At 51.1% G+C, this 19,151-nt stretch carries 16 protein-coding genes and 1 tRNA gene; all 17 read right to left on the bottom strand.

The window, feature by feature from the left end:
- Positions 1 to 9: 9 nt before the first annotated feature.
- Positions 10 to 651 (bottom strand): F420-0:Gamma-glutamyl ligase, encoded by a 642-nt coding sequence (locus tag ACZOWY_RS07340; protein ID WP_484394666.1) that lies wholly within the window; start codon positions 649 to 651, stop codon positions 10 to 12.
- Positions 652 to 750: 99 nt separating this feature from the next.
- Positions 751 to 1,173 carry an acyl-CoA thioesterase gene (locus ACZOWY_RS07335; protein ID WP_484394664.1) on the bottom strand — a complete coding sequence of 141 codons (423 nt, stop codon included), beginning with the start codon at positions 1,171 to 1,173 and terminating at the stop codon, positions 751 to 753.
- 114 nt (positions 1,174 to 1,287) lie between these two features.
- Positions 1,288 to 2,637, bottom strand: coding sequence for an ATP-binding protein (locus ACZOWY_RS07330; protein WP_484394662.1), 1,350 nt, complete (start codon positions 2,635 to 2,637; stop codon positions 1,288 to 1,290).
- Positions 2,638 to 2,748: 111 nt separating this feature from the next.
- Complete coding sequence (gene tsaA / locus ACZOWY_RS07325; protein ID WP_484394659.1) at positions 2,749 to 3,435, bottom strand: tRNA (N6-threonylcarbamoyladenosine(37)-N6)-methyltransferase TrmO; 687 nt, start codon at positions 3,433 to 3,435, stop codon at positions 2,749 to 2,751.
- A gap of 74 nt (positions 3,436 to 3,509) precedes the next feature.
- Entirely contained in the window at positions 3,510 to 4,958 is a 1,449-nt protein-coding gene (locus ACZOWY_RS07320) for a hypothetical protein (protein ID WP_484394657.1), read from the bottom strand.
- A 386-nt stretch (positions 4,959 to 5,344) separates the two neighbouring features.
- Positions 5,345 to 6,241 (bottom strand): isocitrate lyase/PEP mutase family protein, encoded by an 897-nt coding sequence (locus ACZOWY_RS07315; protein ID WP_484394654.1) that lies wholly within the window; start codon positions 6,239 to 6,241, stop codon positions 5,345 to 5,347.
- Positions 6,242 to 6,372: 131 nt separating this feature from the next.
- Positions 6,373 to 6,461, bottom strand: a tRNA-Ser gene (locus ACZOWY_RS07310).
- Between the two features lie 111 nt (positions 6,462 to 6,572).
- Positions 6,573 to 7,037: a tRNA adenosine(34) deaminase TadA gene (gene tadA, locus ACZOWY_RS07305; RefSeq protein ID WP_484394864.1), complete on the bottom strand. Its 465-nt coding sequence runs from the start codon at positions 7,035 to 7,037 to the stop codon at positions 6,573 to 6,575.
- Between the two features lie 7 nt (positions 7,038 to 7,044).
- On the bottom strand, positions 7,045 to 8,994 hold the full coding sequence (locus ACZOWY_RS07300) for an ABC-F family ATP-binding cassette domain-containing protein (RefSeq protein ID WP_484394651.1): 1,950 nt from the start codon (positions 8,992 to 8,994) through the stop codon (positions 7,045 to 7,047).
- 110 nt (positions 8,995 to 9,104) lie between these two features.
- A complete protein-coding gene (galE, locus tag ACZOWY_RS07295; protein WP_484394647.1) occupies positions 9,105 to 10,097 on the bottom strand; it encodes a UDP-glucose 4-epimerase GalE in 993 nt (330 codons plus the stop codon).
- A gap of 10 nt (positions 10,098 to 10,107) precedes the next feature.
- Positions 10,108 to 10,998 (bottom strand): UTP--glucose-1-phosphate uridylyltransferase GalU, encoded by an 891-nt coding sequence (galU, locus tag ACZOWY_RS07290; RefSeq protein WP_484394644.1) that lies wholly within the window; start codon positions 10,996 to 10,998, stop codon positions 10,108 to 10,110.
- Complete coding sequence (locus ACZOWY_RS07285; RefSeq protein ID WP_484394642.1) at positions 10,995 to 12,377, bottom strand: phosphohexomutase domain-containing protein; 1,383 nt, start codon at positions 12,375 to 12,377, stop codon at positions 10,995 to 10,997. Before ACZOWY_RS07285 ends, galU begins: the two co-directional genes overlap by 4 nt.
- A 213-nt stretch (positions 12,378 to 12,590) precedes the next feature.
- Positions 12,591 to 13,370 (bottom strand): retron Ec78 anti-phage system effector HNH endonuclease PtuB, encoded by a 780-nt coding sequence (ptuB, locus tag ACZOWY_RS07280; protein ID WP_484394638.1) that lies wholly within the window; start codon positions 13,368 to 13,370, stop codon positions 12,591 to 12,593.
- 8 nt (positions 13,371 to 13,378) lie between these two features.
- Positions 13,379 to 14,728, bottom strand: a complete 1,350-nt coding sequence (locus tag ACZOWY_RS07275) for an AAA family ATPase (protein WP_484394634.1) — start codon at positions 14,726 to 14,728, stop codon at positions 13,379 to 13,381.
- Between the two features lie 132 nt (positions 14,729 to 14,860).
- Entirely contained in the window at positions 14,861 to 15,292 is a 432-nt protein-coding gene (locus ACZOWY_RS07270) for a hypothetical protein (RefSeq protein WP_484394632.1), read from the bottom strand.
- A 207-nt stretch (positions 15,293 to 15,499) separates the two neighbouring features.
- Entirely contained in the window at positions 15,500 to 16,411 is a 912-nt protein-coding gene (gene dapF / locus ACZOWY_RS07265; RefSeq protein ID WP_484394860.1) for a diaminopimelate epimerase, read from the bottom strand.
- Positions 16,412 to 16,673: 262 nt separating this feature from the next.
- Positions 16,674 to 19,151 (bottom strand): YadA-like family protein (locus ACZOWY_RS07260; protein ID WP_484394628.1); only part of this gene is annotated, 2,478 nt, incomplete at its 5' end.

Below are 19,151 nucleotides of genomic sequence, written 5' to 3'. Positions count from 1 at the left end.
CTGTCCCCCTTATGCCCTGCGGTAATTTTTAATAATACAGATCGGCGTTTTCTGGCTGGCATTGCCAAAGGGATTGTCGATCAGGATCCTGGATACCTTGTCCGGATCCACCCCGTCGGTCCAGCCGATGATGGCTGCACGCTTCAGATCGTTTACGTCAGCGATGACCGCACCGTAAACACCGCAGGCTTCCTTCATTTCCTTCACGACTTTGAAGGGTTCCTTCGGCCCGTAGACAATGTGCTTGTCGTAAGGCGGCATGGTCCCGGTCACGTCATCAATAAGCCGTGCCTGGTAGCCTGCCATCTGATAGAACACGCCTTTTTTCCCCAGCAGCTTGGTCACGGCGCCTACGATAAAGGCCCACAATACTTTTGCGTTGCTTTCCGTATCGATGAGGGCCTGCATGCAGTACCAGCCGCTGATGCTGCCGTAAGACGGAAAGAAATGACACAGCGTTTTGGCCAGAAAACCCGGTTTGAACTCTTCACACCGCATGGCCATGCCCTGGGTGATCGCCACCACGCTTTCTGCCGCGCAGATCACATCATCGGGCCCGTACTTCCCTTTCCCATACTCTTTAATTGCTTCCACAATATTATCCCGGGACGTGAGGATCCGCGTCGGCACCGGTATAATTTCATAGTCCATGAATACACACACCTCTGATATAATTAGCTTTTTTGTTTTGTTAAATTAGTTAATACTTACACACTTCATCATTTTATCTTTGACGAAGCGCCGTAACAACTAAATCTCTCCGGCTTTTTCTTTTTGGTAGGCCGCATCGATCCTGTCAAACCATTCTGCAGGAAGCCGTACGATCTTTCCGTTTTTATCCGTGAACACATTGGTCGTGGTTCCCTCCACAAAGACCTTTCCGTCCTTCACGTTGATCACTTTATAGGCAAAAACCATCTTGGCCCGGTTAAACTCCTGCATGGATGTCTGTACTTCGTATTCATCGTCAAAGCGGGCGGAACGTTTGTATTTTACATTAATTTCCCGTATGGGAAACAGGATACCGTCATCCATCATACGGTTCAGGTCCACACCGCAGGCTCGCAGGTACGCCACGCGCCCCATTTCCAGCCAGGGAAGGTAACGGGAGTGGTACACCACCGCCATAAGGTCCGTTTCTTCAAAGCGTACCCGGTCACGAATCGCAATCATAAAAGCCTCCTGATACTGCTCAAAAACACCATATTATTTTACCATACGCAGCCGCAGAAAACAACGTTTTTTATCCCTATCCCTATTAGAGGCGGGGACTTCAGGCGGGTTAAGTCAAATAAACGGCGTCATGTAAACCGGCAGGCAGATTATGTCAGAATCCTTTGCGTAATCTTTTGTGTAGACAAGATACTTCCACAGCACGCGGTCCGAAAACTTCTGACAGAATGCGTCCAGCGACGCATGGGTTTTGTAACCGGACGCCTTGATTTCAAGAGGGCATACTTTGTTTTTCCGCGCCAGCAGGAAATCGATCTCATAATTGTGGCGAGTCTCTTCGTTTAAAAAGGTATGATAAAACAGCTCGTTGCTGTTGGCCGTCAGAATCTGTGCCGTAACATTCTCGTACAAATAGCCCAGGTTGGCCGACAGTTTATCGTTAAGGAGCTTTTCGTAGATCACGTTTTCGGTAAAATCCCTGTCCTTGAACATCAGCGTGGTGAAGAGTCCCGTGTCACAGACGAACATTTTAAATTTCGCCGGATCCTTATTAGCAGACAGCCCCGCGTTGGGATCGTTTGCATGATACGAAAGTAATATCGTTTTGGAATCGTTCATCTCCGCAATCAGCTGCAGCAGGTCTTCCGCCCGTGCCTTCCCCAGCACACCGGATACCTGGTAGCGCGAAGCGTTCTTGTTCAGCTGCGCCGGAATGGCATCGAACAACATGGCAGCGCGGCCGGCAGGATCAATTTTATAGAAATCATCTTTATATAGATTCAGTATGTCGCGCTTAACCAGATCCACTTTGCGGAAATTATTGGTCTCTATATATTCATTAACAGCCTGGGGCATGCCGCCCACCAGCATATACAGCCGGAAATCCCGCAAAAGCCTGCGGTTCGTCTGCTGCCCCAGGGGGCGGCCCGCTTCATAACACTGGCGGATCAGGCCGTAAGAAGCGTTATCGCCCACAGCCCACAAGAATTCTTCGTAGTCCATGGGGTACATGGTTATTTTCCGCTCTTCGCTGGGGATACGGATATCTTTCACGTTTTTGCGTATGGAAATCAGGGAACCGGTCTCGATGTAATCGTAACGCCCGTCTTTAACCAGGTTTTTTATGGCCTGTCGCGCAAGCGGGCAAAGCTGTACTTCATCAAAAACAATCAGCGATTTTCTGACAATAAGGTCTGTACGGAACTGCAGCTGCAGCTGCAGGAACAGATAGTTAAGATCGGAAACATCTTCGAACAGGCCCCGCACTGCTTTGGAAGCCACGGCAAAATCGATCAGGATATAGCTATCATATTCTTTTTTGGCAAATTCTTCCACAATGGTAGACTTGCCGACGCGCCGCGCCCCTTCAATCATCAGCGCGGTCCGGCCGTTTGACTCTTTCTTCCACTCAAGTAGCTTACCGTATATTTTTCTTCGGAACACCGTTCCCCACCCCGTTCGCATTTTTTGGAATCACAAAAAACCGCAAAATCGCAAAATCTTTTAATGCATTTTACCACAGAATCGCAAAATGTTCAATTTTTTGTCGTACCGGTCAAGAAAAGGTAAGCCTCATCATTCCACACGCACCACCGTCAGCACGCCGTCCCGTATCCTGAACTTGATTTCCATCCCCGCAAAGCCGAAACCGTACACCCGATCCGGATCGTTTTGATAATGGGGCGCCGGGTTTTCCCGCAGCACGCCAAGCAGCCCTTCCCTTTTGTCTTCCGGGATCTTTTCCAGCAGCTTCTGCGGGAAATCTACCGTGACCTGATGATACTCTACCTGTCCGGCAAACCCGTCCACCGCCTCCGGATGGGAATCCGCATAAGCCAGATAGGGCTTGATATCCAGAATCGGCGTGCCGTCCATCAGATCTGCGCCGCTGACATAGATGACCGGTCCTTTCGGCGTATCAAGTTCGATTCTTTTGATTTTGACAGAAGAAAGGCCGATGGCATTGGGACGGAAGGGAGAACGGGTCGCGAACACCCCCACCCGTTTATTGCCTCCCAGCCGGGGCGGCCGTACCGTCGCCGACCAGTTGCTGCGCACTGCCTGTGAAAACTGCCAGATGATCCACAGATGGGAAAACCCTTCCAGCCCCCGGAACGCTTCCGGCTGGGCAAATTCCTTTTCAAACTCTATACGGGCTTCCAGTGCTTCCACGATCCCGCTCTGACGCGGCACACCAAACTTGCTGTTAAAGTCCGTACGGATATGTCCGATGATTTTTACAGGAAAAACTTCTGCTGCCATTTTACTGTCCTTTCAAAGTGATAAAAGCAGCCTGCCTTTTTCCAGACAAGCTGCTTGTTCATGCTATCCTCTTGTTACGCGAAAGAAACCGGACCCGGTACAGCACTCACCGCGCCTTTTACCTTGTCCACCAGCCCGTTCCAGCCTTTGCCGATGCTTTGTCCGGCGTTACCAAAGAAATCAGAGATACTGCTGCCCCAGGACCGGATCGTGCTGCCGGCACTGCTGCCCCAGTCTTTCATGGTGCTCTTGGCACTGCTGCCCCAGGACTTCACTGCGCTTCCTGCGCTGCTGCCCCAGTCCTTTACGGTTTCGCTGACACTGGTCCCGAAAGAAACCGCACCGTCTTTTGCTTTTGTTACGGCTTTGGCCGCTTCTTCCGTCAGTTTGATCTCACTTTCCTGTTCCATGCTGTCCAGCGCCTTCTGCACATCGTGGATGTTCAGTACGGTGGCCACTGTGCCGCCCAGGAAGCTTTCAAACTCCGTAATGATGCGGACTTTCAGTTTTTCATCCATCGTTGCGTTGATGGACTCGCCGATCCGGCTTCCAATCTTCTCTCCGAAATAGGCGCCCAGTAAGGCACCGTTGATGGTGATCGAGCCCAGGCTGATGCCGCCGGTAGCGCCTTCCAGCGCGCCCCCTGCCGCCGTACCCGCAGCCGTGCCGGCCAGAAAACCGATCTGCTTATAATCAAAACCTGCCAGCATACCGATCAGGGAGGTCATGGCGGTATCCGTCAGCTTGTCCACACCTTCTTTCCCGGTGATGATCCCCTTTTTCACTTTTAAAACCGTTTTGGCTTCTTCAACCGCATTGATGGCGATCATGGTGAGCTGCCGGGGCGCCGCCTGGTTCATGATGGAGATATCGCCGCTGTCTGCCGCCAGTACCAGCCCTACCGCCACTGCGGTCTTGATACCGGCGTCCTGATCCTGTTCCAGATCGTCCCGCATACGGCGGGCTTCCCTGTCGCTGAGGGCCTGGCCTTTCCAGTTTTTACCCGCAATGGTAAAGCCGTTGTTACGTCCGCTGCTGGTCACCTTGGGCGTATCCCCCGTCAGTTCCACCGCTTTTGTAATGTATTTCTTCAACTGGCCATCCATCCAGCTTTTTTTGCTTTCACCCTTTTTCACGGCCTCTGCCAGGGAACGGTTCTGCTCTTCCGTTTCCCGGATCGCATCCTGGATCTCCTGGGCGATTTCCGTCACCCGGCTCTTGGAGGCATTTTCCATTTTTTCCTGCAGCAGCTTTTCCGACCAGGCTTCCACAGACAGAGCTTCATCCTTTTCCGCAAAGTTTACCAGCGCATCGGAGATGGCTTTCTGAATCTTGTCCGCATCCCGGGCCGTCAGCACATCTTCCAGGGAATTCATGGTCTTGCGTTCCGGCAACGAAGCCAGATTCAGCGAACCCTGCTTGTTTTCCCCAGTATTCGTATTATCGGATGTGGTCTCTCCCTCAGCAAAGGCGATACCGCAGAACAGGCAGAACGAAAGAACCAACGCAAACAGCTTTTTCATCGGCGTCCTCCTTTCCTTGCAACGAACTGTATCAGAATAATAAAGTGATTCTCTTGTAAATTAAGTTGGCTTTACATGTAATTATTATACCATATTTTAAAACGTGTTTCACTTTTTCTGCTGTTCTTCGCCTGTATGCTAAAAAAAATATATGTCATTTACATGGCAAAACCTGATTATTTATAAAAAAAGACCTGCAGCCGGACACCTCGCATGTCCTTTACAGGTCCCATATAACAGACATCATTGCGGTAAAATCCCGCACATAACCGCGCCTTCGCTGTTACATCCTCACGGCTGCAGGCGAACATCCCCGCCGGATGCGTCTGCCGTCTTGTTCCCGCTGTTACAACCTCACGGCTGCAGGCGTACACGGCTTTACGTTTTCAGTCGTCCCGGTCTACTTTATATCTGCGTTCCAGTTCCTTGTAATGATCCAGGCCCACGAAGTGATTGAAACGGCCAAATTCCACCATATTCTCCAAGGTGGCTTCCGTAGTTCCGTTTGCCTTCAGGCCACTGAACAGATCGTAGAGCGCTTTGGAAACGGTATATACGGCGCTGCAGGCCCAGAACACCACGGAATAGCCCATCTGTTCCAGCTCTTTGGCCGGAATGATCGGGGTCTTTCCCCCTTCGATCATATTGGCATCCAGATACGCGCCGGACCCTTTCAATTCCTTGGCGAACCGTTCTATCTCTTCCCGGGTGCAGAGCCCGTCCGCGAACAGCATTTCCGCACCGGCATCCGCATACCGTTTGCAGCGTTCAATGGCATCCTCGATCCCATAGACGGCCCGGCTGTCAGTCCGGGCCATGATCATAGTCTCTTTATCTACCCGGGCTTCCACTGCCGCCCGGATCTTCTGCACATGCTCGTCCACGGAAATCACCTGCTTGCCATCCATATGCCCACAGCGCTTCGGCCACACCTGGTCTTCAAAAAAGATACAGGCCGCGCCGGCTTTTTCAAATTCAGATTCCGTACGGATCACGTTCAGGGCATTGCCGTAGCCGTTGTCACCGTCCGCAATGACAGGAATATCCGTGGCGTCACAGATCTCTTTTAAGGCCGTGGCCATTTCTGTCACGGATAAAAGACCTACATCCGGCTGGGCCAGATGGACAGCCGTCACGCTGTACCCTCCCATGGCCAGGCATTCGATCCCTGCCATCTGGGCAATTTTGGCCGTCAGCGCATCGCCGACCCCCGGAACACAGATGATGTTTCCATTTGACAACAGCTTGCGGAAATCTTTCCTCTTTTCTGTTGCAGTTTTCATACAAATCCCCTCCGAACTTTTTCTACTCCACAGCCGAACTTCCAACGAGCTTCGGATTCTAAAAAACGCTTCTCAAAACTGAGAAGCGCCAGTGTTCAATACGTAAGTTTTAATTTGCCAATCATAATAAATGGCGGAGCGGGTGGGATTCGAACCCACGTGCCGCGGACGGCTAACGGATTTCGAGTCCGCCTCGTTATGACCACTTCGATACCGCTCCGGGAGCAAGGGAACACTGTCTCAACAGTGTTTTCTTACCAAGTCTGAAATGTATTATATCACAGTTTCCTGAACTTTGCACGGAAAATCTGCAAGATTCAATGGAACCGCATCAACATTGCGTTTCCTTTACCCTGCAATCCGCAAAAAAATCCCGGACTGCCGCCGCGCACCGGTCTTCCAGTATCCCGCCGATGACCTGCGGCTGATGGTTCAGCAACGGATGGGACAATACGTTGAACAGGGATTCTACCGCGCCTGCCCGGTTATCCCGGCAGCCGAAGATCACGGTGTCCACACGGCTGTTATAAATAGCACCGGCGCACATGGGGCAGGGTTCCACCGTCACATACAGGGTGCAGCCGGTCAGACGCCAGTTCTGTAATCTCTTACAGGCTTCCCGTATGGCGATGACCTCCGCATGAGCGGTAGCGTCCAGCCACTGTTCCCGCATGTTATGGGCTCTGGCAATGACCTTGCCGTCTTTTACAATGACCGCCCCGATGGGTACTTCTCCCATTTGGGCTGCTTTCCCCGCTTCCTGCAGCGCCAGTTCCATAAACTGTTCGTGTGTCATTTCCATTTTACTGTTCTTCCTGTTCCAGTAAATCCTGTTCTTCCAGCAGTTCTTCCCATTTCTGAACCAGATCGTCAATAGTCTTCACATATTCTTCCCGCTCGGCCGCCATGGCTTTGCTCTTCTCCAGGTCCAGCTGGTTCTCCGGAATAGATATCTGTTTATCCAGCCAGCCTAACATGGCCTCCTGTTCCCGCAGCCGCAGTTCCACTTTGGCAATCAGTTCTTCCAGTTGCACCGGGCTGTGCCGGCAGGCTTTTTTTACTTCCTGTTTTTTTACTTTCCCATCCCAGGGTTTACCTGTATCACGGATGATTACAGCAGAATTCTCCCGGTTTTCCACGACGGAAGCGGTTGCTGCTTCTTTTATCTTACTGTTCTTTTCTTTTTCTTCCAGATAAAATCCGTAATTCCCTTTATAATCCCGGACCGTATGCTCCTCGATTTCCCAGATGCGGTCACACACTTCGTTGATCAGGTAACGGTCATGGCTGACCACCAGCACGGTGCCATCAAAGACCTCCAGTGCGGCTTCCACCGTTTCCTTGGCCAGTATATCCAAATGGTTGGTGGGTTCGTCCAAAATCAGCAGATTGGCGCCGTCCAGCACCAGCTTCAACAGCACCAACCGGGCTTTCTGCCCTCCGGAAAGGGTACCGATCTCCTTAAATACATCATCACCGTGGAACAGCATGCCCCCCAGCAGGGAACGTGTCTGTTCCTCTGTCATTCCATACTCTGTCAGGAAATTTTCCAGCAGTGTCTGTTCCGGATTTAACCGTTCATAGCTCTGGGAAAAGTAACCGATCTTTACCCGGTTTCCGATTTTTGCTTCCCCGCCCAGTGCCGGGATTTCTCCCAGGATCGTACGGAGCAGTGTGGTCTTGCCGCTGCCGTTCGGTCCGATCAGTCCCGTTTTTTCGCCCCGGCGCAGGATCAGATCGATGTCCTGTAACAGCACATTCTCCCCGTATCCCGCTGCAAGATGTTCCAGAATCAGCACCCGCTCCGCCGATTCCGGTGCCTTTGGCAGCCGCAGGGAAAAGCTTTCGTTTTCTACCGGCACTTCCAGACGTTCCAACCGGTCCAGACGGGACTGCCGACCCCGGGCCATCTTGCTTTTTATGCCGGCTTTAAACCGGCGGATATAGGCTTCCTGCTCCGCGATATATTCCTGCTGTGCGTCGTAGGCCGCTTTTTCTGTTTTAGTCAGGATTTCTTTCTGGGCAAGGTATTTTGTATAGTTGCCGGTAAAGGAACGGAGATGTCCCCCCTCCATTTCCAGTATTCGGGTGGCAACATGGTCCAGGAAGGCCCGGTCATGGCTGACTACCAGCACCCCGCCCTTAAAATCCCGCAGGTATCCTTCCAGCCATTCCATCATGCGGATATCCAGATGGTTCGTCGGTTCGTCCAGCAACAAAAAATCCGGTGAAGAAACCAGCGCCGCTGCCAGCAGCAGCCGCGTCTTCTGGCCCCCGGAAAGCGAAGCTGCCTGCATCTCCCACATGGATTCGGGAAATGCAAGGCCAAATAAAACCATCTTTAATTTTGCTTCATAATTGTAACCGTCGAGGAATTCATAGCGGTGTGTCACGCGTCCATAGCTGTCCAGAACAGCCCGGTCGCCTGACGCAGACGCCTTTTCCAGTTCCGCCAGCTTCTGCCGCAAAGACAGGATCTCCGGATTGGCCTTCATCATAAAATCCCACACGGATTCTGCTCCGATGCTGTCAAAGCCCTGTTCCACATAGCCTACCTGAAGCCCCGCATCGAAGCTGACCGTTCCCCCGTCTGCATAGTCCGGCTGCAGCAGGCATTTCACCAGTGTGGATTTCCCACTGCCGTTGACGCCCACCAGACCTACTTTTTCCCCTTTGGCAATCATAAAGCTGACATCTTTGAATACTTCCTGCACGCCAAAGGATTTTTCTAATTTATCTACTGTTAACTGCATAACTGTGTTCCGTCAGTTCAATTGTAATGTCTGTAATTCTATGCGAAAAGATTACACACAGATATCTTGTGCAATTTCCTTTGCGCTGTTACTGCAAAAGCAACAGCCTCTTACACGCCATAGCCGTAAGGATGTTCTTTATGCCAGTTCCAGGCGGTTTGAATGATCTCTTCCGTATTGCTGTGCTGCGGTTTCCAGCCCAGCACCTTCTTACATTTGGCACTGGAGGCGATCAGCACCGCAGGATCCCCGGCACGCCGGGCTTCTTCTTTCACGTTAAAGTCAATGCCCGTTACCGCTTTGGCTGTTTCAATGATTTCTCTTACGCTGAAACCGGCTTCACTTCCCAGATTAAAAACGTCGCTGGCGCCGCCGTTTACCAGATACTGCATGGCCAGGACGTGGGCATCCGCCAGGTCCAGCACATGGATATAGTCCCGCAGGCAGGTTCCGTCCGGAGTGGGATAATCCGTACCAAAGATGGAAACATGGTCCCGCACGCCCTGGGCTGTTTTTAAGATTAACGGAATCAGGTGGGATTCCGGATTATGATCTTCCCCGATAGAACCGTCCAATGCGGCGCCGGCTGCGTTAAAATACCGCAGCGCTACGTAGTCCATATCGTAGGCCATGGTAAAATCCTTCATCATGGTTTCGATCATCAGCTTGGTCCGACCGTACACGTTAGTGGGCACAGTAGGAAAATTCTCTTTAATCGGCGTCTTCTTCGGTTCGCCGTATACTGCCGCCGTAGAAGAAAAGACCAGATGATCCACCCCCGTCTCGTGCATGGCGATCAGCAGGTGCAGCGTTCCTTCCACATTGTTGTAATAGTATTTGGCCGGGTCCGTAATGGATTCCCCAACCAGTGAAGAAGCAGCGAAATGAATCACGCCATCGATCTCATGTTCCGCCAGTATATGTTTCAGAAAATAGACATCATGAATGTCTCCGGTGATCAGCTGCACATTGTCCGGCACCGATGCTTCGTGCCCGGTAGACAGATTGTCATACACGATAGGGGTAAACTCTTTGGACGCTGCCAGCGCCCGCACGGTATGGGATCCGATGTAACCCGCCCCGCCGGTAACTAAAATATTCATTCCTTGCTCCTCATTTCGTTCCGTTAATGATCCCAGTCAGATATTTCAAAAATCCGTCCCGCAGTTCCGGACGGCGCAGGGCATATTCCACGGTCGCTTCCAGAAAGCCCTGTTTGTCGCCCACATCATAGCGGCGGCCTTCAAAATTATAGGCGTAGACAGGCTGTATCTTCAGCAGAGAGCGCAGTCCGTCCGTCAGCTGGATCTCCCCGCCGGCACCCGGATCCGTATGTTCCAGCAGTTCAAAGATCTCCGGCGTAATGACGTAGCGTCCCAGTACCGCCATGTTGGAAGGAGCCTCGTCCACAGCCGGCTTTTCTACCATGTCTGCCACGGCAAAGGTACGGGGATCGCTGGTTCCCCTTGCGGCCACAATACCGTACGAAGAAACCTTTTCATGAGGTACTTCCTGCACGCCCAGTACGGAAGCCCCGGTTCTTTCATATACATCGATCAGCTGGCGAAGGGCCGGCTTTTTATCGTTATAGACTACATCATCACCCAACAGGACGGCAAAGGGTTCGTTGCCGATAAACTGTTTGGCGCATAAAATCGCGTGTCCCAGTCCTTTCGGTTCTTTTTGCCGGATATAATGGATCCGGATATCCGATATGCTCCGCACCATTTCCAGCCATTCGTCTTTGCCTTTTTCAGCCAGGTTCAGTTCCAGCTCGATGCTCCGGTCAAAGTGGTCTTCAATGGCCCGTTTGCTGCGCCCCGTAATGATCAGGATGTCCTCGATCCCGCTGGCCAGCGCTTCCTCTACAATATACTGGATCGTAGGTTTGTCTACGATAGGCAACATTTCTTTCGGCGTTGCCTTGGTGGCCGGCAGAAAACGGGTGCCCAGACCCGCTGCCGGAATTACGGCTCTTGTTATGGTTTTAAAACGTACGCTCATGCAGGTTCACCGCCTATTTCTTTTACTAATTCCCGTGTCTTTTCCTCTAACAGCTTTTTGTTTCCCCTTGTTTCCACGTTCAGCCGGATCACCGGTTCCGTATTGGAGGCGCGCAGGTTGAACCGCCAGTCCGGGAACTCCATGCTCAGGCCATCCAGTGTATCGGCTTTTCCGTCTTTATACTTCTTTTTCAGTTTCTCCAGTACGGCCTTGCTGTCCGCAACCTTCCGGTTGATCTCGCCGCTGCAGGGGAACGCGTCTTCCATGGCGCCGATCAGTTCCGAAAGGGGTTTGCCGCTGGCACATAGCATTTCCGACACGATCAGCGCTGTGATCATGCCGCTGTCGCAGTATGTAAAATCACGGAAATAATGATGGCTGGACATTTCCCCGCCATAGATCACTCCGTTTTCCCGCATACACTGCTTCATATAGGCGTGGCCGCTCTTGCTGCGGACCGGTATGCCTCCGTGGCTTTTCACGATCGCTTCCGTGTTCCAGGTCAGCCGCGCGTCATACATGATCTTGCAGCCCGGATACTTGTGCAGGAAATTCTCTGCCAGAAGCCCTACCAGATAATAGCCTTCCACAAACCTGCCCTTTTCATCACAGAAAAAGCAGCGGTCAAAGTCGCCGTCCCAGGCAATGCCGAAATCCGCATGATGCTTCAGTACGGCATCCACCGTGTACTTTCGGTTTTCTTCCAGCATGGGATTGGGAACCCCGTTGGGGAACGTACCATCCGGTTCATAATTGATCTTTATAAACCGGAACGGTACATATTTTTCCAATTCATCCAGCACCGCACCGGCCCCGCCGTTGCCCGGGTTCACGACAATGCTGACAGGTTTCAGTTTCGACCGGTCAATGTATGTTAAAATATGTTCCACATAGGGTTTCAGAACATTCTGCCGCGCCAGAATGCCTCTGGCCTTTCCGGCCATCAGGTGATGCGGGAACTCATCCCCCCGTACCATCTGTTCAATTTCCTGCAGGCCGCTGTCAACGCCCACCGGCCTCGCATCCCGCCGCACCAGCTTCAGACCGTTATACTCTGCCGGATTATGACTGGCGGTAACCATGATGCCGCCATCCGCATGCAGATAGGCCGTGGCAAAATAGATCATTTCCGTACCGCACTGACCGATATCGATCACATTGGCGCCTCCGTCCTGCAGACCGTCACACAACGCCCGCAGCAGCTTCGGCCCGGTCAGGCGGATATCACGTCCCACAACGACAGACTCTGCCCCGAATAAAGCGCAAAACACCTTGCCGACCCGGTAGGCCAGCTCTTCATTGACCTCGTCCGGGTAGATACCTCGTATGTCATATGCTTTAAAGGCCTTTGTATTGATCACTGTAATCCCTCGTTCCATTGCTCTTCTGTTAGCAGTACAAACCAGATCCTTAAACGCTCATCAGCATGCCTGCTTCCTTTTACCACATACCTTTTACCTTTCTTACCGTTAAAATAATATATTCTACTAAAATCAAAAAATTCCTGCAAAAAATCAGGGGCGCAGTTAATTCGTATGCAGTTAAAAGCTGTAACAAAACGGCAATCCACCCATTTTTGTTACAGCTCTAAATCAGATTCTATATTCCCGTTCCCGCAGCACATTCTCGGCCGCTTCCCCCAGGAACCACCGGATCGTAGTAAAAAAGGCAAGATAATTATCTTCCGAATTGGGCACAAGCAGCTCCCGGGCCAGCTGATCCATGGCTTCTTCTATCGAAAAGCCCTGTCCTGTGAGCTCCGCCACCTGTTCCTGCAGCACATCGATCACAGCTTTGCGCAGCCGTTTCAGGCGCGGCGCATTCAGGTTCAGTTCCACGATGGTGTTCTCCGCCTTTTTACGCAGCATTTCCGGGCAGGTCTTTTCATCGACAGACATGGCGCCGGAAAATGAATCATAGGAAAACAACCGTTCCTTCGCCGGGATCTGCAAAGGATTGAGGATCGCAGTATTGATGGATTTTCCACCTTTCGGCACGTCACAGCTCCGGTCTTCTTTTATCCTGGAGAACCGGTAATCCGCTTCCGCCACTTTGGGCTGGCTGCCGCCGTGGCAGGCCCCCAGCATATTCTTCCATTCCAGATGATAATTCCGTTCTTCCATCTCCGTCCCTGTTTTGGGATGGAAATGTTCTACCCGGAAATCGTCCACCCGGTCCTCTTCCTCTGTCAGCTTAATGTTGATTTCACAATAGGCACATAACCCGTGCTGATCATGAAGGATCTGCCGTTTGACCTGCCGGTAGCCGTCCCGGCTCCGGTGATGGAATTTTTCCCAGGTATCGTGTGGATAACGCTGCCTGTAGCGAGCCAACAACTCCGGTTCATCCGGACTTTTATGTACCCGTTTCATACGTTACCTCATTTCTTCCTGCGGAAATTTCTTACCCGGATATCCATGTCCGCCCGCAGCAGCGCCGGTTCCCTTCCCTGTGACCACGCATCCAGCGTTTTGCGCAGCGCCAGTGCTTCGTCGCTGTCCCATTTGTCCTCGCTGACCAGCTGCAGATACCGCTGCAGCGTCTGTACGATGGGCAGGGATGCCGGACGGCTTTCCACATGCTGGATGTCACGCAGCAGCTGGCTGCTTTCCGCGCCGAGAGAGAACGACGGTTCCTCGATATCCACCATATCATTTTCCCAGTGCAGGATGCGGATACACTCCGCAGGCACACTGGTCAGCACCTGGGGACTGTGGGTGGTCACGATAAACTGTACCTTCGGGAACGCTTTCACCAGATCGTTGACAACCGTCTGCTGCCAGGAGGGATGAAGATGCATGTCCACTTCGTCGATCAAAATCACGCCCGATGTTTTCAGGGTGACGTCTTCCCCCATATCCGGGTTGAGACGGGCCATACGGTAGGCAATATCCGCCGCCATGCTGATCACGCTGCGGGCCCCGTCGCTCATGGCCTCCAGGGGCAGTTCGCCCAGTTTGGGATGGCAGATCAGCAGGTTCTGGGCCGCAAAACTATATTTCAGGTCCGTCCAGCCCATACTCTGGATACAGGTGATAATCGCCTTATTCACCGCTTTTAATATCTCACGATACGGATTCTTTATTGTCAGCTTCTTTTCTGCGATGATATGGTCGTACTCCAGCGCGCTTTCCGTGGCGTACCGGTACCATTGTGCAAAGGTATTATAGGAACCGCTGGGCTCCAGGCACTCCACATACCCGCTGCTCCTGGACAGGTCCACTTTCTTCCTCTTAAGCAGTGAACTGTCATTCCACATGCGGCTGGTGCCGTAATACCCCAGCACGGGCAGGACGATTCCCTGATCCCCCGGCTGATTCAGCTCTTCGGCAATCCGTTTCCCATAATCCGATATAAATTTTGCGGAAACAGAAGAGGTTTTACCTTTGACGGATTTCAATTCCCTCTTCCAGGAATAGGCCGTTCCGTCGTCTGCCTTCACTTCGGTTTCCAGCACAACGGGAAGCAGATATTTCATCCGCCGGATCTGCAATTCCTCGTTCCCCGCCGGTTCATCCATCACCATACGGACATCATTGGGCTGGAAATTCCGGGCCTTGATCCCCGGGAACGCGGCCAGATACGGCGCCATGTTGATGGCCAGCCCGTCCAGGATCGCCGTCTTGCCTTTGCCGTTTTCCGCTACGATCACCGTGACCCCGGGACTGAAGTGCATGGTGAAATCCCGGTAGCAGCGAAAATTCTGCATTCTGATCTTTGATACATACATAGGTGCTGCTGCCCCCCTTTATCAAACAGTCATCCCACCTGCGCGGCAGACGGATTCTGAGCCGCATCCTTTCCGAATTCGGCTCCCTGCTAAAAAACCGGACAGGCTGCCCTGTCCGGTATATTTCCTCAATTATTTCTTTTCTTCTTTGTTTGCTGCAGCTTGCTGCGCGTTCGGGTCAATGACGCGGAAATCTGCCATGGTCAGTTTGCCGTTTGCATTTTTGAATACCACATCAATTTCCATATCAGCTGCCTTTTCGAACTTGGCTGCATAACGGAGGATATGGCCGTCCGGGAAAATCTGATACACCCGCAGATCCTTCTGCACTAACTTGCCCAGATCCTTATTCATGTTTTCAAACAGGGTCTTATAGCGGTCTGCCGTCATATCCTTAGCCAGGTCCGGATCCATGACGCTTACTGCTTTCTTATAGTCGCCGCCGGCAAAGAACTGATCAACAGCCTTTGCTTCCGTATCCAGATCGGAACCGTAGCTGGCAAAGCAGACTGCCGAAAAGCTCATCATGGCCGCCATTAAAAACATAACAAATTTCTTTTTCATCGTATTCCCTCCTGTAATCTTAAAAGCTGATTCCATATTAAATAAGGCTTCTTACTATACACTGCTTCAAAGTACCTTATCTGTAACGTAATTATACACCGCTTCCCCATTGCATTTGTGACAAAGTTGCGACATTTTGGAAAAAACAAATTCACAACTACATACGTGATGCAACGGTTATGACTGACAGCGTGTTCCGCCAGGCAGTCAGTTGGCAAGCGCCTGATCCGGAATCTCTATTTCGCCTGTAAATACTTCCACCGCCGGTCCCTGCAGGTAAATGTGATCGTTTTCGCTGCTGTAAGTGACCTTCAGCAACCCGCCCCGGGCCTGTACGTTCAGCGGCCGGTTCATGGCGCCGGCCATTTTCAGCTTCATGCAGGCATAGGTTACGGCGCAGGCGCCGGTGCCGCAGGCCAGGGTTTCACCGCTGCCCCGCTCCCAGACCCTGAACTTCACCGTGTTTTCATCCAGAACCTGCACAAATTCCGTATTTACCCCTTCCGGGAACAGCTTATGATGTTCGAATTGGGGACCCAGATCCTCCAGATCCACTGCGTCTACATCCGGCACAAAGACGACAAAATGCGGATTCCCCATGGAGACCGCCGTCCCGTTGAAGAAGAACTTCTCCTTATAGGTTTTGTTATCGGTGCCAACGATCGTCGTTTCCCGTAACACCAGAGACTGGTCCACAAAAATGTAATGGTCGGTGATCATGGGGATCATACGGGGCCGTGTTTCCGGTTTGCCCATGTCTACCCGGGCTTCCGTAACCTTACCATCCGCAATGGTCAGTTCGATTACTTTGATGCCGGCCAGCGTCTCCACTGACACCGGATTTTTATCGGTCAGGCCATGATCGTACACATATTTTGCCACGCAGCGCACACCGTTGCCGCACATCTTCCCTTCCGAGCCGTCCGCATTGAACATGCGCATTTTGAAATCCGCCACTTCCGAAGGACAGATCAGAATCAGCCCGTCGCTGCCGATTCCGTAGTGGTACCGGCTTACATATCTTGCCACCGCTTCAGGATTGGACATTTCCTGCTGCGTGCAGTCTACATAAACATAATCATTTCCGCAGCCATGCATCTTGGAAAACTTAAATTTCATCATTCTTTCTCCTTGTATCTGTCTACCATTCTCCGGCAAATACAGTTTCACCCTGTAAAACTGCAGACTACCATAATATTATACCCTTTTTGGAGAAAATGAACAAGTGTAAAACAACATAAACCAAATGCAGGTCAAAATTATGCATCCAGCAAAAGCGGAATGACACAGTCTGCTTCCATAAGCAAAACCCAGGCATGATGCCTGGGTTTTGAGGATTGCTGTCAGCGTATTTCCGGAACAGCTGTCCGGTTTTTGTTTATTATTTTGCTGCTGCTTTTGTGGGAACCTTGGGAACGATCTTGCTGCCGTACACGTCACGGGTCGCTTTATCCTGGTTATTGACACGTACACGTTCGATCTTGTTACGGTCGTTATCCTGGCCAGTGATACGTTCCACATAGATGCGTCCCAGTTCGGGTTCGAATTCCTTGGCAATCTTGGAGTCCAGCGTGATTCCTTTGCGAACCAGGCGATCCAGCATAGCCGCAAATTCATAACGGGTCATCGCACGGTCACCCTTGAACAGACCGTCCGGATAGCCTTCCAGTGCGCCGCGTTTCTGCAGGTCTTCTACATACTCGTACGCCCAATGGTTTTCCGGTACATCCGGGAACATGGCCGTTTCAATTCCTGCAGCTGCGTCCATGCGGTCCATCCGGGCTGCCATCTGGGTTACCAGGCTGCGAAGTTCAATGATTTCCTTCGCCATGGCAGTACGGCTCTGGCTGATCTGTCTCCGGCCGTCCAGACCAAAGGTGATACCTGCGCCTACCATGTTGTCGCTGTTGCCAAAAGTCCCGCCGATACTGAACATAACTCTTTCATCCGGGCGGTAGAACGCGCCCACTGCAGCAGCTGTCTCTCCACGGTAGTTGCCTACGCCCGCGGAGAACTGCAGCTTATCGTCCGGATTGAAGTCCATGGGATGCAGCATCGCCATCGCTGCCGCGCCGGCCAGGCCTTTCTTCGTACGGTTGTCCAAGTTTGTAATATCACCAGCGTTCTTTGCTATCTGATTATCCAACGCAGTAATATTTTCAGCAGCGGTATACTCCTGTCTGATGTAGTTTCCGTCCTGATGAACCCGAGTTTCATTGTAAACTGTATCGCCGGTTACAACGCCTGTATCACCCTCTGCAACATTGCCTTCAATCACGGAGATTACATTGTCTTCAGAAATCTGAATCGTCTTGTTATCTCCTTCGTAGGTGGTATCTTTCAGAACATAATTATTTGTTTCATCACCCTTGTTCACAACCAACGTGTTCGTATCGCCATCATAGGTTACATTTGTGACAATGTGGTCACCCTTATAGGTGATGTTTTCTGTTACGTTGATGTTCTTGGTCTCAATCGTGCTGGCATCAATATTTTCGGTAGTGATGTTGTTGGTAGTGATACCACCTTCATTGATAATGGTATCTCCTGACTTAAATTCATTAGTCGTGATACCGCCCTCGTTGATGATCGTGTCACCGGCTTTAAATTCATTGGTAGTAATATTGTTGGTGGTGATGCCTTCATTGTTGATGATAGTATCGCCCGCTTTAAATTCATTGGTGACTTCTACGTTCTCAAATTTTACATCGGAAGCGGTAGCAATGATAACATCGTTGCCGGAACCGGTTACTTCAATGTTGTCGCCAGCTTTGAAGTTCAAAACATTCGCTGTAGAATCATCTTTATCATAACGGACTGTCTTGAGCTCCTTGCCCTCAACCTGGGCAACCCAGCCTTGCGCAATTGCATTATCTAAATTACTTATTGCTTCCGTCAGATTAGTATTATTGGTAACATAATTATTGGAAGTGTAATTTGTGTCACCGGTAATATTGTATACCGTGTCGCCGGTTACAACGCCTGTATCACCCTCTGCAACATTGCCCTCAATCACGGAGATTACATTGTTTTCAGAAATCTGAATCGTCTTGTTATCGCCTTCGTAGGTGGTGTCTTGCAGTACATAATTATTTGTTTCATCACCCTTGTTCACAACCAACGTGTTCGTATCGCCATCATAAGTTACATTAGTAACAATGTGATCGCCCTTATAAGTAATATTCTCCGTTACATTGATGTTTTTGGTCTCAATCGTGCTGGCATCAATATTTTCGGTAGTGATGTTGTTGGTAGTGATGCCACCTTCGTTGATGATGGTATCTCCTGACTTAAATTCATTAGTCGTGATACCGCCCTCGTTGATGATAGTATCTCCTGACTTAAACTCATTAGTCGTAATGCCACCTTCATTGATGATGGTGTCTCCTGCTTTGAACTCGTTGGTAACCTCTACGTTTTCAAATTTTACGTCTGCAGCGGTAGAAACGGTAAACTTATTCTCTTTATCATTATAGGCAACTTCGATATTATCACCGTTTACAACTTCTGCACCGTTCACCTTATAGGTAATGTTGCCGTCAGCATCCTCTGTGGAATCAACTCTTGTATAGTCACCTTCTTCTACCTTCACCGCATCCTTCGCGATGTTCTGGATCACCGTCTCGCCTTCGTTCGTGATGTTCGTCAGGCTCGTATCCGCCAGGTCCTTCGCCGCTACCGTGAACTTGTTGGACGCTTCATCATAGGTCACATCTACATGGTCACTGCCCGCTACTTCTGCACCGGCTACCTTATACGTAATGTTGCCGTCAGCATCCTCTGTGGAATCAACTCTTGTATAGTCACCTTCTTCTACCTTCACCGCATCCTTCGCGATGTTCTGGATCACCGTCTCGCC

The organism is Succiniclasticum sp., assembly GCF_056977735.1.
Note: the sequence above shows the minus strand (reverse complement) of the source record. Positions and strands in the feature narration are given on the sequence as shown.

What these genes read in the sequence shown, in the direction of transcription:
- dapF (WP_484394860.1), bottom strand. Translation starts at nt 16,411, where the DNA reads ATGAAATTTAAGTTTTCCAAGATGCATGGCTGCGGAAATGATTATGTT.
- ACZOWY_RS07335 (WP_484394664.1), bottom strand. Translation starts at nt 1,173, where the DNA reads ATGATTGCGATTCGTGACCGGGTACGCTTTGAAGAAACGGACCTTATG.
- galE (WP_484394647.1), bottom strand. Translation starts at nt 10,097, where the DNA reads ATGAATATTTTAGTTACCGGCGGGGCGGGTTACATCGGATCCCATACC.
- ACZOWY_RS07270 (WP_484394632.1), bottom strand. Translation starts at nt 15,292, where the DNA reads ATGAAAAAGAAATTTGTTATGTTTTTAATGGCGGCCATGATGAGCTTT.
- ACZOWY_RS07330 (WP_484394662.1), bottom strand. Translation starts at nt 2,637, where the DNA reads ATGCGAACGGGGTGGGGAACGGTGTTCCGAAGAAAAATATACGGTAAG.
- ACZOWY_RS07320 (WP_484394657.1), bottom strand. Translation starts at nt 4,958, where the DNA reads ATGAAAAAGCTGTTTGCGTTGGTTCTTTCGTTCTGCCTGTTCTGCGGT.
- ACZOWY_RS07285 (WP_484394642.1), bottom strand. Translation starts at nt 12,377, where the DNA reads ATGGAACGAGGGATTACAGTGATCAATACAAAGGCCTTTAAAGCATAT.
- tsaA (WP_484394659.1), bottom strand. Translation starts at nt 3,435, where the DNA reads ATGGCAGCAGAAGTTTTTCCTGTAAAAATCATCGGACATATCCGTACG.
- tadA (WP_484394864.1), bottom strand. Translation starts at nt 7,037, where the DNA reads ATGACACACGAACAGTTTATGGAACTGGCGCTGCAGGAAGCGGGGAAA.
- ACZOWY_RS07340 (WP_484394666.1), bottom strand. Translation starts at nt 651, where the DNA reads ATGGACTATGAAATTATACCGGTGCCGACGCGGATCCTCACGTCCCGG.
- ACZOWY_RS07300 (WP_484394651.1), bottom strand. Translation starts at nt 8,994, where the DNA reads ATGCAGTTAACAGTAGATAAATTAGAAAAATCCTTTGGCGTGCAGGAA.
- ptuB (WP_484394638.1), bottom strand. Translation starts at nt 13,370, where the DNA reads ATGAAACGGGTACATAAAAGTCCGGATGAACCGGAGTTGTTGGCTCGC.
- ACZOWY_RS07315 (WP_484394654.1), bottom strand. Translation starts at nt 6,241, where the DNA reads ATGAAAACTGCAACAGAAAAGAGGAAAGATTTCCGCAAGCTGTTGTCA.
- ACZOWY_RS07275 (WP_484394634.1), bottom strand. Translation starts at nt 14,728, where the DNA reads ATGTATGTATCAAAGATCAGAATGCAGAATTTTCGCTGCTACCGGGAT.
- galU (WP_484394644.1), bottom strand. Translation starts at nt 10,998, where the DNA reads ATGAGCGTACGTTTTAAAACCATAACAAGAGCCGTAATTCCGGCAGCG.